This window comes from Shinella sp. M31 (assembly GCF_049199205.1).
Taxonomy (GTDB): Bacteria; Pseudomonadota; Alphaproteobacteria; order Rhizobiales; family Rhizobiaceae; genus Shinella.
In genome coordinates, this window is sequence record NZ_JBLZPH010000117.1 from 20,940 (window position 1) to 31,650 (window position 10,711).

The following is a 10,711-nucleotide window of genomic DNA, read 5'->3' on the forward strand; positions in this document are numbered from 1 at the left end:
CCTCATCTCTCAATCTTGTGGCGGCCAATGATCGGTGTCGTAATCGGGATGCTGGCGGTTGGAGTCGCGGATCGTCCGGTGTCGCGCCGCGCCGTCCTCCCCTTCGTTGCTTTCGTGCTCCGGCAATTTCGGCAGTTGCTGGAAAAAGACGACGCGCGATTCGATGCCCGTCTGGGCGATGGGGCGCACGTCATCGGGATCGTCGAGCGAACCGAGCGTCACATTGATATGATCGGCACCAGACGCATCGTAGAACAGCGGCGTGCCGCAGGCCGGACAGAAACCGCGGCGCACGATCTCAGACGACTGGAACCAGCCGGGCTCGCCGCGCGTGACGGAGAATTTTTCACGCGGTGCATTGGCAAGCGGCAGGAAGTAGTTGCCGGCGGCCTTCTGGCACATGCGGCAATGGCACAGATGCGGATCGCCGAGCGTGCCTTCGACGCGGTAGCGCACCGCGCCGCACTGGCAGCCGCCGGTATAGATGCGCGAGATGCTCATCGCCCGCGCTCCGGCGGCCAGGTGTCGGTGTCGTGATCGGGGTGCTGATAGGAAATAAGATCGGCCAGGAACGAGGACGCATCCTGATCGGCCATCGTGTCCTCGCCCGGAAGGCCGGGGATCGCATCCACATAGGGCAGCTTCGCCTCGATACCCCACTGGATGCGCGGCGCGATCTCGGCGGGATCGTCGAAGGCGGCAATGGTCAGCGCCACGCCATCTGGTGCCTCATAGGTCAGCGGCGTGCCGCAATCCGCACAAAAACCGCGAAAACCGTGGTTCGACGACTGGAAGCGCTTCGGTTCCCCGCGCGTCCAGGTGAGCTTCGCGCCGCGAACAGACACCAGCGGCAGATAGAAATTTCCGCTCGCCTTCTGGCACATGCGGCAATGGCAGACCGAGGCATCGCCCAGCGCGCCCTCGACATGAAAGCGCACCGCGCCGCATTGGCAGCCTCCGGTATAGAAGGGCGTGGTCATGGCTGCGCCTCCAGCCAGTTCTCGACCTTGAGGCCTTCGACGCGGGAAAACTCCCTGATATTGGCGGTGACGAGGGTCAGGTCGAGCGACAGGGCGTGGGCGGCGATGAAGAGGTCGGTATAGCCGATAGGCAGCCCTTTGCGCTCAAGCGCATCGCGCGTTTGCGCATAGGCGAAGGAAACCGGCGGATCGTAGGGAAGGATCGTGATCTCCTCTAGAACGGCCTCGACACGACGAGCCAAGGAAACGGCGCCTTTTTTCCTCAAGCCATAACGCAATTCGGAAACGACGATGGCGCTGGTGCAGAGTTTGTCCGTCGGCAAGGCGGTCGCCCGACCGGCGGCCGTACCTTCGGGATTACGGACCATGTCCGAAATCACGTTTGTGTCGAGCATGTAGCGGAAGTCGGTCACAGCTCGACGTCCTCCGGGGGTGGCGTCGTTTCGTCGAGTTCAGGGAAATCGCCTTCCCAAGGCTCGAAGGTCGCGAGCAAAGCGGCCAGCCCCATTTTTCTGGGTTTCGGCTCAAGGATGAGACGATCACCTTCCTTGCGCATGACGGCCTCGTTTCCCGGAAGCTCGAACTCGACGGGAATGCGGACAGCCTGATTGCGGCCGTTGCGGAAGAGTTTCACCTCCCGCTCCTGCGCTGCTTCAGGCATTTCCTGCGGTCTTGCATTCATTGCGACCTCCATCGATTGCGGCATATGCCTAAGCATAGGCCTTCACGAAGCCCTGCACAACCTCATCGCTTCACCTCCCACGTCGTCACCCGCTCGCCCGTCGCCGGGTCCTTGCCGTCCTTGAGCTGGACGCCTTTGGTGGCGAGGTCGTCGCGAAGTTTGTCGGCTTCGGCGAAGTTCTTCGCCTTCAGCATTTCGAGACGCAGCTGGATCAGGCTTTCGACGCTGTCTTCCAGCGCCTTGGAGACCTCGACCTTCTTGGGCAACACGCCCAGCAGCTCGGCGCTCGCGGCGAAGACGGGCAGCATCAGCGGGTCGCTATTGGCGCATTGGGCGAGCGCGTGCAGCGCCTGCACGGCGCCAACCGTGTTGAGGTCGTCGAAGAGCGGCATCAGCACGGTCGCGTCCACGCGGCCTTCGGCCGGGTTGCCGCCGGCCGGCCATTTTGCCAGCAGGCGCTCGGCCTCCTCCAGGCGCTTGACGGAGAAATCAATGGGCTCGCGGTAATGCGTCATCAGCATGGCAAGGCGCAGCACCTCGCCCGGCCATTTGCGGCCGCCGAACTTCTTCTCGTGCAGCAACTCGGCGATCGTGAAGAAATTGCCTTCCGACTTCGACATCTTGCGGCCTTCGACCTGCAGGAAGCCGTTGTGCATCCAGACATTCGACATGACCTTGGTGCCATGCGCGCAACGCGACTGGGCGATCTCGTTCTCATGGTGCGGAAAGATCAGATCGAGGCCACCGCCATGGATGTCGAAGGTCTCGCCGAGATAGGCCGCCGACATGGCCGAGCACTCGATATGCCAGCCCGGACGGCCACGGCCCCAGGGGCTGTCCCAGCCCGGCTCCTCCGGGGAGGAGAGCTTCCACAGCACGAAATCGCCGGGGTTCTTCTTGTGCGCGTCGACGGCGATGCGGGCGCCGGCCTGCTGCTCGTCGAGCGGACGCTTGGAGAGATCGCCGTAATCGGCCATCGACTGCGTGTCGAACAAGACCTCGCCGCCGGCCTGATAGGCATGGCCGCGTTCGATCAGACGCTCGATCAGCGTGATCATATCAACCTTGCCGTCATCGCGCGGCTGGACGAATTCGGTGGCGCGCGGCTCATGCGTCGGCTGCATGGCGCCGAGTGCGACGATATCGGCATGGAACTGGTTGGCCGTCTTCTCCGTCACGCGGCGGATCGCCTCGTTGAGCGACAGCGTGCCGTTTGCGATCTCCGCGCCGAAGTCACGCAGCGCCCGCGCGTTGATCTTGTCGTCGACGTCGGTGATGTTGCGGGCATAGGTGACGTGGTCTGCGCCATAGACGTGGCGCAGCAGCCGGAACAGCACGTCGAAGACGATGACGGGCCGCGCATTGCCGATATGGGCGAAGTCATAGACCGTCGGGCCGCAGACATACATGCGCACATTATCGGGATCGATGGGCGCGAAAGCCCCCTTCGAGCGCGTGAGCGTGTTGTACAGCGACAGGACCGGCTTTTCGGCCATGGAAGTCTCCCAAAATGCAAAACCCGGCTGGCCGGGTCGTTTGTCATCCAGGGATTTTGGGGGACGAAAACGGCCGGGCCAGCGCGTGCGCTAGCGAATAATGCTCCGGCGAATGCAGAGTACCGTTTTCATGGCACGCTTTATCGCGCTCCGTGCTCGTCCGGTCAAGCGGGCGAACGTCTTTCCCGGCGAAAATCCTTGGCCTCCCACCTGTTACCGCGGTGACAAAGCCGCCCCCTGCGTCATGCGAAAAAGGGGCATCGAAGCGGTCGAAACCGACGGAGACCAAGGGGAACACCAATGCGCAACACCAGATATGAGGACTGCGAAGACCACGACAATCGCCCGCACCCGGATAAGGCTGGTTGCGACAATCCCTTCAGCCTGCGGGCCATCATCGCCGCCTTCCTGCAGATCAGGGTACGCCAGACGCCGCCCAAGTGATGTTACATCGGTCACAAATCTTGACCGGAGAAAACCGCTCTTTTCGCGCTTTGCCGCAGATCGATCAAAGTTTGAGCAGAATTTAGCCGAAAGGGCTCCCTAAACGCATGGCTCATTGGGGGTAGCAACCGGGGGAAAACGGGGCTGCCTGATGAGCAAGACTTCAGGAGAATGAAAATGTCGACTGCCAAGAAACACCCGACGCAAAAGCCCGCCGCCGTTACCAACGAGAACCTCCAGGCGCGCTACAAGCCCATCGGCCTGCGCGCCGTCGTTGCCGCGACCCAGTGCAAGCCGGAAGTGAAGGCCGAAAAGCCGCGCCGCGAGCGCGATATTCCGGCCGTGCTCCAGCCGCTCTACGACTGAGACTGTTTGCTTCTTCTACGCAAAACCGCTTCACGCTTTTGCTGGAATTGCGTCAGAACAGTGAAAGTTGATCGGAAGATGGGGGCGCGTCGGCGCCCTTTGTCTTTTTCGGCGCCGGTTCGGCCGGCTCCTCGACAGGATCGAGGATGTCGGCGCCCATATTGGCGACCTTGTTGACCTTGTCGGAAACCGGGATCGCCTCGAAGAAACCGTCCTCGATCGGCTTCATCAGCTCGACGATGTCGCGCGGTTCCTGCGTCTTGCAGTCCAGCCAGCGGGAGAAATCCTCCTGGCGGATGACGACGGGCATGCGGTCATGGATGCGCGCAATGTCGGCATTGGCCTTCGTCGTCAGGATCGCGCCGGTATCGACCTCCGAACCATCCGCCGAGGACCAGGTCTCCATGAGGCCGGCAAAGGCGACGATCTCGCCTTTCTTCGGGCGGATGAAATAGGCCTGCGCTTTCTCGCTCTTGTCTTCCGGACGGCGCCATTCGAAAAAACCGGAGGCCGGCACGAGAATACGGCGGTGGCGCATGGCGGCGCGAAACGATGCCTTCTCGATGGCCGTCTCCGAGCGTGCGTTGATCAGCAGCGGAAAATCGCGTGGGTCCTTCACCCAGCCGGGCATGAAGCCCCAGCGCACCAGCATGGCCCTGCGCTCCGGCAGGTTGCTGCCGGGCTCCTGCCTTTCGCCGGCGGCGACGACGAGGATCGGCTGGGTCGGTGCGATATTGTAGCGTGCAGGCGTTTCCTCGATATCCAGGATAGCGAGAAATTCCCTCATCAGGTCCGTCTTGGCCAGCAATGCGTAGCGTCCACACATGGCGCCGTCATCGCACTTTGCCTATAAGGGGTCAATGAAGCGCGAGAACACCTGACACGATGAAGACGTCGAAGAAGCCCCAACCCGCCTCCTCCGCCATCATCGAGCGCGACGGGCGCTATCTGCTCGTGCTGCGCTCCAAGCCGCCGTCGGATGCCATGTATGCCTTTCCGGGCGGACGCGGCGAGGAGGGCGAGACGCCGGCGGAGACGGCGCTGCGCGAACTCTTCGAGGAAACCGGAATCACGGCCGAAAAGCCAATGCTTTTCGCGACCTACGACCTGCCCGGCCGCGAGGACGGCCTCGGCAGCCCCTCCTTTTTCCTGTCGGTCTTCAAGGTGAAGGCGGATGCTTCGGCGGTTGCCGTCGCCGCCGACGATGCGGCCAGCGTCGGCTGGTACACGGCGGACGAGATCGCGAACATGCCGGCACCGGACAGCGTGCGCGAATGCATCGCGCGGCTGGAAGCCGAGCGGGCGAGGTTGTCGGCATGAAGATGATTCGCGCCGCACTGCTGCTCAGCCTCGTTCTCGCCGGCCCCTCCTTCGGCCAGAAGGCAGCTGGCGACAAGGCGAAAGAAACGCCGCCGGTTGCCACAATCGAGGAAAAGCCGGCGCCTTACGACGAGCGACTGGAGCGTCTTTCGGAGATTTTGGGCGCGCTGCACTATCTGCGAAACCTCTGTACCGGCAAGCCGGAGGACAATTGGCGCGCCTCGATGCAGCAGCTCATTCAGCTCGAAGCGGGCAAGGAACCCGGGCGGCAGGAGAAGCTGACGGCAGCTTTCAACCGGGGATATCGCTCTTTTGCCGCCATCTATACCGCTTGCACCGACTCGGCTGTTGTCGCAGAAGAGAGATACCGTAACGAAGGTGCAACACTTGCCACAGAAATTACCGCAAGGTTCGGAAATTAGCGGTTAATTAACCTCTTTTCTCATGACCCAGTGCCGTTTTGGGAAAAGGCTGCTAAGGTCGTTAACAGTGCAGTAAGAACTGAATGCCGCGTATGGAAGGCTCAATGGAACCTAGCCTCAACGATATCGACGAGATGATCGTGCACGAGAAGATGCAGGCCGCTCTGGAATACCAGAACGAAGCCTGGGCTGACGGTATGGCTGACGGCATCGAGCTCGAAATCATCGCCGACGCCGCCATTGCGCTTGCGCTTCGCGAAACCATCCGCGTTCATGGCGAAAAGGGTGCGGAGGCGATGCTTGATTCGCTGCGCGACCGGCTGCTGGCTGGAGAATTCTCCCCCGAGCGCATCCTGCAATAAGCAATTCCGCCACAGTGCGCAGCCATGCTGCGCGCGGAATCGCGTTCAAATGCTCCAGGCTGGAAAGACATAGGCCATGCAGACGTCCGCTGACGGCAAAAAGCTGTTTCGCAGCAGCCTTATCGTATTGTCGGTGCTTATGGGGACGACGGCGCTCGTCGCGCCCGTGCGCCCCGCTTTCGCGCTGAGCGAACTGAAGCACCAGCCGGGCGAGACGCCACAGAAGCCGGCGGAAGATGCCGACAAGGCCACCCCCGTCGAAAAACAGCAGCAACAGGAAGACGCCTCCCCGCTCGAACTGCCGATGCCCGACCCGCTGATTCGCAAGGGCGAGACGGTGACCGAACCGGCCGGCGAAGAGCCCGCCGTTACCGACGACAAGCCGGACGAGCCGCAAACGCCCGTCGAAGTGCTCTACGACATCAACAAGGCGCCGGAAGCCGTGCGCCGCATGCGCCAGCTCATCGTCGAGGCCGCCGCCTCCGGTGATATCGAGCGCCTGCGTCCGCTGCTCGGCAAGGGCGTCACGGAAACCCAGGTCTCCATCGTCGAAAGCGACGAAGGACCGGTCGAGACGCTGAAGGGCCAGTCGGGCGACAGTGACGGCATCGAGGTGCTGGCGATCCTGCTCGACGTGCTGGCGACCGGCTTCGTGCATGTCGGCCAGGGCACACCCGACGAGATGTATGTCTGGCCCTATTTCGCCGAAAAGTCGCTGGCCGGCCTGACGCCGCCGGAAAAGGTCGAGCTGCTGCGCATCGTGACAGCCGGCGATTTCTCCGACATGCAGGAATTCGGCAGCTACAATTTCTACCGCGTCGGCATCACGCCCGACGGGCAGTGGAAATTCTTCGTCACCGGCGACTGAGCCGATCCGAACAGACGGTTTGCCCGACCTTGCGAAAGCGCCTCCGGCGTTCTACCTCTGTTTCAAGGGCGCGCAGATGCGCCAAAGCGTCGGCGCACACCGTCGGCCCACACGAATCTGGATCGAAACATGCCTTCCGTCACGCTTTCCGGCCGCGCCTTTCTCCGCCTTTCCGGCAAGGATGCCGAGCCCTTCCTGCAATCGCTGATCACCACCGATCTGCCCTCCTTGGCTGAGGGCGAAATCCGGCCGGGCGCGCTGTTGACGCCGCAGGGCAAGATTTTCTTCGATTTCCTGATCCGCCGCGACGGCGCGGACGCCTTCGTCATCGAGACGACCGAGGACCAGCGCGACGCGCTCCTCAAGCGGCTGACCATGTACAAGCTGCGCGCCGCCGTCGATCTCGCCGTGGTCGAAGGCAATGAAGCGACGGTCTCCTGGGACGATGCAGAAGATGACGCGGCCCGCGACGCTCGCTTCGCCAAGGCCGGGCTTGTGGTTTCGCGCCGTCCGGGTGCCGGCGGCAGCGACGATCCTGCACTCTATGATGCCCTGCGTATCGCGGCAGGCCTCCCCGAAGCCGGTCGCGACTATCCGCTCTCCGATGCCTTCCCGCACGATGTACTCCTGGATCTGAGCGGTGGGCTTTCCTTCCGCAAGGGATGTTATGTCGGCCAAGAGGTCGTCTCCCGCATGCAGCATCGGGGCACCGCCCGGCGTCGCCCGGTGATCGTCACGGGGGAAAGCGCGCTGCCCGCCAGCGGCACGGAGCTGATGGCCGGCGGCAAGCCGCTCGGCACGCTCGGCAGCGTTTCGGGCACACGAGGCCTTGCCATCGTGCGCATAGACCGCGCAGCCGATGCCATGCGTGGCGGTACGCCGATTACGGCCGATGGCGTCGCCGTCGCCGTCGCCCTGCCCGCCTGGACCGGCCTTAACTTCCCCGAAGAGGCCTCCGAGGTGCCGGCGCAATGAGCGGCACGGCCGGCGCCAAGGCTGAACCCCGCGCCTGGCAGCGCATGCTGTCCGGCCGCCGTCTCGATCTGCTCAATCCCTCGCCGCTCGATATCGAGCTTTCCGACATCGCCCACGGCCTCGCCCGCGTCGCGCGCTGGAACGGCCAGACGCATGGCGAGCATGCCTTTTCGGTGGCCCAGCACTCCCTTATCGTCGAGACGATCTTCCGCCGGCAGAACCGCTGCAATGTGGACGAATGCCTGATCGCCCTGCTGCACGACGCGCCGGAATATGTGATCGGCGATATGATTTCGCCCTTCAAGGCGGTGGTCGGCGGCGGTTACAAGACGGTGGAGAAGCGGCTGGAGACCGCCGTACACCTGCGCTTCGGCCTGCCGTCCTCGACACCCGCGACGCTGAAGGCGAAGATCAAGAAAGCCGATCAGGTCGCCGCTTTCTTCGAGGCGACGGAGCTTGCCGGCTTCTCCCATGCCGAAGCCGTAAAATTCTTCGGCGCGCCGCGCGGCATCACGCTTGAGATGATCGACATCGCACCGGTGCCGACGGCCGAGGCGCAGCGGCGCTTTGCAGAGCGCTTCGAAACGCTGGAACGCGAGCGCGCCAGCCTCACGGCGGCGGTGTAACATGGGCACGATCGTCGTTGCGCCGCTTGGAAAGATCGCGGAACTCGCCATCCGCCACCGCTGTCGCGAGATGCTGAGCCTTGTCGCGCCCAAGCAGAATTTCCATCGCCCCGCTGTTATCGAAGTCGGGCGCCATCTCATTGTCGGCGTCAACGACATCGCTTTTGCCGGCACGGGCAATCTCGTCGCGCCCGGCGAGGAGCATGTCGCCGCCATCGTCAATTTCGCGCGCGGCTGGGACCGGCAGGCGCCGCTGCTCGTGCATTGCATGATGGGCGTCTCCCGCTCGCCCGCCGCCGCGCTCATCTCCGCCCTTGCGGTGGAGCCCGACCAGGATGAACACGACCTGGCACAGCGCCTGCGAACAGCCTCCGTGCAAGCGACGCCGAATGCGCGGCTGGTCGAGATCGGCGATCATGTGCTTGGGCGCGGCGGTCGGCTCACCGCCGCCGTGAAGGCCATCGGCCGCGGGGCGGACTATGTCGGCGACAGCCCCTTCCACTTTTCCGCCGGCCCGGTGCACCAATGACTGAACCGCGCGCCCGCCCCCCGGTCGAAATCGGCCTTAATGCGGCGGTGGTCGCGATCTCGGGCCGCAGCCCCTGCATTCTGGCGATCGGCGGCCCGGCCGGCGGGCGTGACGCCCTGCCCTTCGGCCCCTTCGATCCGCAACAGCACCGCACCTTCGAAACCAGCCTGCGCGCCAGCGTGGAGGCGCAGACGGCGCTGAAACTCGGCTATATCGAGCAGCTCTACACCTTCGGCGACCGCGGCCGGCAGAAGCTGCCGGACGAGGCCGGCACGCATATGGTGTCCGTCGGTTATCTGGCGCTGACCCGCACCGATGCCGAAGCCAACGACCGGCTGGCGCAGGCCGGCGCGGCCTGGCGCGACTGGTACGTCTATCTGCCTTGGGAGGACTGGCGGCAGGGCCGCCCGCCGGTCATCGACCAGCTGATCATTCCTGCCTTGAAGACCTGGGCCGGCGACATGATGCGCGAAGAACGCCTCAACACGACGCCGATGCCATTGACCCGCATCCGGCTTGCCTTCGGCCTTGACGACTTCCCTTGGGATGAAGAGCGCGTTCTGGAGCGCTACGAGCTGCTTTATGAAGCGGGCCTCGCTGAAGAGGCGGTGACGGACGGGCGCACCCGCCCCTGCACCTCCTCGCCCGGCATCGCCATGCGGCACGATCACCGCCGCATCGTCGCGACCGCCATGGCGCGCCTGCGCGGCAAGATCAAATACCGCCCCGTCATCTTCGAGCTGATGGCGCCGGAATTCACGCTCACCGAATTGCAGGCGACCGTCGAGGCGATCTCCGGCCGCCACCTGCACAAGCAGAATTTCCGCCGGCTGGTCGAGGGCGCCGAACTCGTCGAGCCGACCGGCGGCTCCACCGCCGCCACCGGCGGTCGTCCCGCCGCGCTCTTCCGCTTCCGCCGCCGCATTCTGGAGGAGCGCCCCGCGCCCGGCCTCAAGGTCGGAACGCGGTGACGCAGACACCGGCCCGTACTTCTACCGGAACTTCTCCGCTGCCCCTGCCATTCCCCACCGACGTCAACAGATGGGGAAGGGATCCATGGAACAACAAGCCACCGATATCATCGTCGCTTCGCGCGCAGCACTCACCCAGGCGAGCGCGCTTGCCGTGCAATATTCCTTTTCTATTCTCGGCGCGCTGCTTCTGCTCGTGCTCGGCTGGTTTCTGTCACGGCTGATGCACAGCTGGGCTCTTTCGGGCCTGTCGCATGTGCGCGGCATCGACATGACGCTCGCGCATTTCTTCGCCAATATCCTGCGCTATGCCGTGCTTATCCTCGTCTTCGTGACGGTGCTTGGCCAGTTCGGCGTGCAGACCGCCTCGATCATCGCCGCACTGGGTGCCGCCGGTCTGGCCATTGGCCTCGCCCTCCAGGGCACGCTGCAGAATATCGCTGCCGGCATCATGCTGCTCGTGCTGCGACCCTTCCGCGTCGGCGAATATATCGAAACGAAGGATGTGACCGGCACGGTCACCGAGGTCGGCCTGTTTGCCACCGAACTCAGGACCAGCGACGGGCTCTATCGCCTTGCGCCGAACTCCACGCTCTGGAACACCCCGGTTACCAATTACAGCCGCGAGCGCACCCGTAAGCACGACTTGCAAGTCACCGTGCCCGACAAC

General features: G+C 63.8%; 17 protein-coding genes. 11 read left to right on the forward strand and 6 right to left on the reverse strand.

Features of this window, described 5'->3' with window-relative positions; genetic code table 11:
- Nucleotides 1-9: 9 nt before the first annotated feature.
- From ACOZKU_RS19445 to cysS, 5 genes are all read right to left on the reverse strand, one after another.
- Nucleotides 10-501 carry a GFA family protein gene (locus ACOZKU_RS19445; RefSeq protein WP_421580250.1) on the reverse strand — a complete coding sequence of 164 codons (492 nt, stop codon included), beginning with the start codon at nt 499-501 and terminating at the stop codon, nt 10-12.
- Entirely contained in the window at nt 498-980 is a 483-nt protein-coding gene (locus tag ACOZKU_RS19450) for a GFA family protein (RefSeq protein WP_421580251.1), read from the reverse strand. The genes ACOZKU_RS19445 and ACOZKU_RS19450 overlap by 4 nt, the downstream gene beginning before the upstream one ends.
- Nucleotides 977-1,375 (reverse strand): type II toxin-antitoxin system VapC family toxin, encoded by a 399-nt coding sequence (locus ACOZKU_RS19455; RefSeq protein WP_314088319.1) that lies wholly within the window; start codon nt 1,373-1,375, stop codon nt 977-979. Before ACOZKU_RS19455 ends, ACOZKU_RS19450 begins: the two co-directional genes overlap by 4 nt.
- A gap of 14 nt (nt 1,376-1,389) precedes the next feature.
- Complete coding sequence (locus ACOZKU_RS19460; protein ID WP_314087835.1) at nt 1,390-1,662, reverse strand: AbrB/MazE/SpoVT family DNA-binding domain-containing protein; 273 nt, start codon at nt 1,660-1,662, stop codon at nt 1,390-1,392.
- 62 nt (nt 1,663-1,724) lie between these two features.
- Nucleotides 1,725-3,158, reverse strand: a complete 1,434-nt coding sequence (gene cysS / locus ACOZKU_RS19465; protein WP_421580252.1) for a cysteine--tRNA ligase — start codon at nt 3,156-3,158, stop codon at nt 1,725-1,727.
- Between the two features lie 300 nt (nt 3,159-3,458).
- On the opposite strand from cysS, the gene ACOZKU_RS19470 reads away from it, so the two are divergent.
- Both ACOZKU_RS19470 and ACOZKU_RS19475 read left to right on the forward strand, forming a co-directional pair.
- Nucleotides 3,459-3,602, forward strand: coding sequence for a hypothetical protein (locus ACOZKU_RS19470; protein WP_421580253.1), 144 nt, complete (start codon nt 3,459-3,461; stop codon nt 3,600-3,602).
- A 177-nt stretch (nt 3,603-3,779) separates the two neighbouring features.
- Nucleotides 3,780-3,968: a hypothetical protein gene (locus ACOZKU_RS19475; RefSeq protein WP_314087828.1), complete on the forward strand. Its 189-nt coding sequence runs from the start codon at nt 3,780-3,782 to the stop codon at nt 3,966-3,968.
- A gap of 52 nt (nt 3,969-4,020) precedes the next feature.
- On the opposite strand, the gene ACOZKU_RS19480 is transcribed toward ACOZKU_RS19475, so the two are convergent.
- A complete protein-coding gene (locus ACOZKU_RS19480; RefSeq protein ID WP_421580254.1) occupies nt 4,021-4,794 on the reverse strand; it encodes an SOS response-associated peptidase in 774 nt (257 codons plus the stop codon).
- Between the two features lie 59 nt (nt 4,795-4,853).
- On the opposite strand from ACOZKU_RS19480, the gene ACOZKU_RS19485 reads away from it, so the two are divergent.
- The 9 genes from ACOZKU_RS19485 to ACOZKU_RS19525 all read left to right on the forward strand — a co-directional run.
- Nucleotides 4,854-5,288, forward strand: a complete 435-nt coding sequence (locus tag ACOZKU_RS19485) for an NUDIX domain-containing protein (RefSeq protein WP_421580255.1) — start codon at nt 4,854-4,856, stop codon at nt 5,286-5,288.
- Between the two features lie 2 nt (nt 5,289-5,290).
- Complete coding sequence (locus ACOZKU_RS19490) at nt 5,291-5,710, forward strand: TIGR02301 family protein (protein ID WP_421580263.1); 420 nt, start codon at nt 5,291-5,293, stop codon at nt 5,708-5,710.
- A 92-nt stretch (nt 5,711-5,802) separates the two neighbouring features.
- On the forward strand, nt 5,803-6,072 hold the full coding sequence (locus tag ACOZKU_RS19495) for a hypothetical protein (RefSeq protein ID WP_314088316.1): 270 nt from the start codon (nt 5,803-5,805) through the stop codon (nt 6,070-6,072).
- A gap of 76 nt (nt 6,073-6,148) precedes the next feature.
- Entirely contained in the window at nt 6,149-6,940 is a 792-nt protein-coding gene (locus tag ACOZKU_RS19500) for a hypothetical protein (protein ID WP_421580256.1), read from the forward strand.
- Nucleotides 6,941-7,069: 129 nt separating this feature from the next.
- Nucleotides 7,070-7,915 carry a YgfZ/GcvT domain-containing protein gene (locus ACOZKU_RS19505; RefSeq protein ID WP_421580257.1) on the forward strand — a complete coding sequence of 282 codons (846 nt, stop codon included), beginning with the start codon at nt 7,070-7,072 and terminating at the stop codon, nt 7,913-7,915.
- Nucleotides 7,912-8,541 (forward strand): YfbR-like 5'-deoxynucleotidase, encoded by a 630-nt coding sequence (locus ACOZKU_RS19510; RefSeq protein WP_421580258.1) that lies wholly within the window; start codon nt 7,912-7,914, stop codon nt 8,539-8,541. Before ACOZKU_RS19505 ends, ACOZKU_RS19510 begins: the two co-directional genes overlap by 4 nt.
- A gap of 1 nt (nt 8,542) precedes the next feature.
- Nucleotides 8,543-9,070, forward strand: a complete 528-nt coding sequence (locus tag ACOZKU_RS19515; RefSeq protein ID WP_421580259.1) for a tyrosine phosphatase family protein — start codon at nt 8,543-8,545, stop codon at nt 9,068-9,070.
- Nucleotides 9,067-10,041, forward strand: a complete 975-nt coding sequence (locus tag ACOZKU_RS19520) for an NUDIX hydrolase (protein WP_421580260.1) — start codon at nt 9,067-9,069, stop codon at nt 10,039-10,041. Before ACOZKU_RS19515 ends, ACOZKU_RS19520 begins: the two co-directional genes overlap by 4 nt.
- Nucleotides 10,042-10,126: 85 nt before the next feature.
- Nucleotides 10,127-10,711 (forward strand): mechanosensitive ion channel family protein (locus tag ACOZKU_RS19525; protein WP_421580261.1); only part of this gene is annotated, 585 nt, incomplete at its 3' end.

What these genes read in the sequence shown, in the direction of transcription:
- ACOZKU_RS19445 (WP_421580250.1), bottom strand. Translation starts at nt 501, where the DNA reads ATGAGCATCTCGCGCATCTATACCGGCGGCTGCCAGTGCGGCGCGGTG.
- ACOZKU_RS19450 (WP_421580251.1), bottom strand. Translation starts at nt 980, where the DNA reads ATGACCACGCCCTTCTATACCGGAGGCTGCCAATGCGGCGCGGTGCGC.
- ACOZKU_RS19455 (WP_314088319.1), bottom strand. Translation starts at nt 1,375, where the DNA reads ATGCTCGACACAAACGTGATTTCGGACATGGTCCGTAATCCCGAAGGT.
- ACOZKU_RS19460 (WP_314087835.1), bottom strand. Translation starts at nt 1,662, where the DNA reads ATGAATGCAAGACCGCAGGAAATGCCTGAAGCAGCGCAGGAGCGGGAG.
- cysS (WP_421580252.1), bottom strand. Translation starts at nt 3,158, where the DNA reads ATGGCCGAAAAGCCGGTCCTGTCGCTGTACAACACGCTCACGCGCTCG.
- ACOZKU_RS19470 (WP_421580253.1), top strand. Translation starts at nt 3,459, where the DNA reads ATGCGCAACACCAGATATGAGGACTGCGAAGACCACGACAATCGCCCG.
- ACOZKU_RS19475 (WP_314087828.1), top strand. Translation starts at nt 3,780, where the DNA reads ATGTCGACTGCCAAGAAACACCCGACGCAAAAGCCCGCCGCCGTTACC.
- ACOZKU_RS19480 (WP_421580254.1), bottom strand. Translation starts at nt 4,794, where the DNA reads ATGTGTGGACGCTACGCATTGCTGGCCAAGACGGACCTGATGAGGGAA.
- ACOZKU_RS19485 (WP_421580255.1), top strand. Translation starts at nt 4,854, where the DNA reads ATGAAGACGTCGAAGAAGCCCCAACCCGCCTCCTCCGCCATCATCGAG.
- ACOZKU_RS19490 (WP_421580263.1), top strand. Translation starts at nt 5,291, where the DNA reads ATGATTCGCGCCGCACTGCTGCTCAGCCTCGTTCTCGCCGGCCCCTCC.
- ACOZKU_RS19495 (WP_314088316.1), top strand. Translation starts at nt 5,803, where the DNA reads ATGGAAGGCTCAATGGAACCTAGCCTCAACGATATCGACGAGATGATC.
- ACOZKU_RS19500 (WP_421580256.1), top strand. Translation starts at nt 6,149, where the DNA reads ATGCAGACGTCCGCTGACGGCAAAAAGCTGTTTCGCAGCAGCCTTATC.
- ACOZKU_RS19505 (WP_421580257.1), top strand. Translation starts at nt 7,070, where the DNA reads ATGCCTTCCGTCACGCTTTCCGGCCGCGCCTTTCTCCGCCTTTCCGGC.
- ACOZKU_RS19510 (WP_421580258.1), top strand. Translation starts at nt 7,912, where the DNA reads ATGAGCGGCACGGCCGGCGCCAAGGCTGAACCCCGCGCCTGGCAGCGC.
- ACOZKU_RS19515 (WP_421580259.1), top strand. Translation starts at nt 8,543, where the DNA reads ATGGGCACGATCGTCGTTGCGCCGCTTGGAAAGATCGCGGAACTCGCC.
- ACOZKU_RS19520 (WP_421580260.1), top strand. Translation starts at nt 9,067, where the DNA reads ATGACTGAACCGCGCGCCCGCCCCCCGGTCGAAATCGGCCTTAATGCG.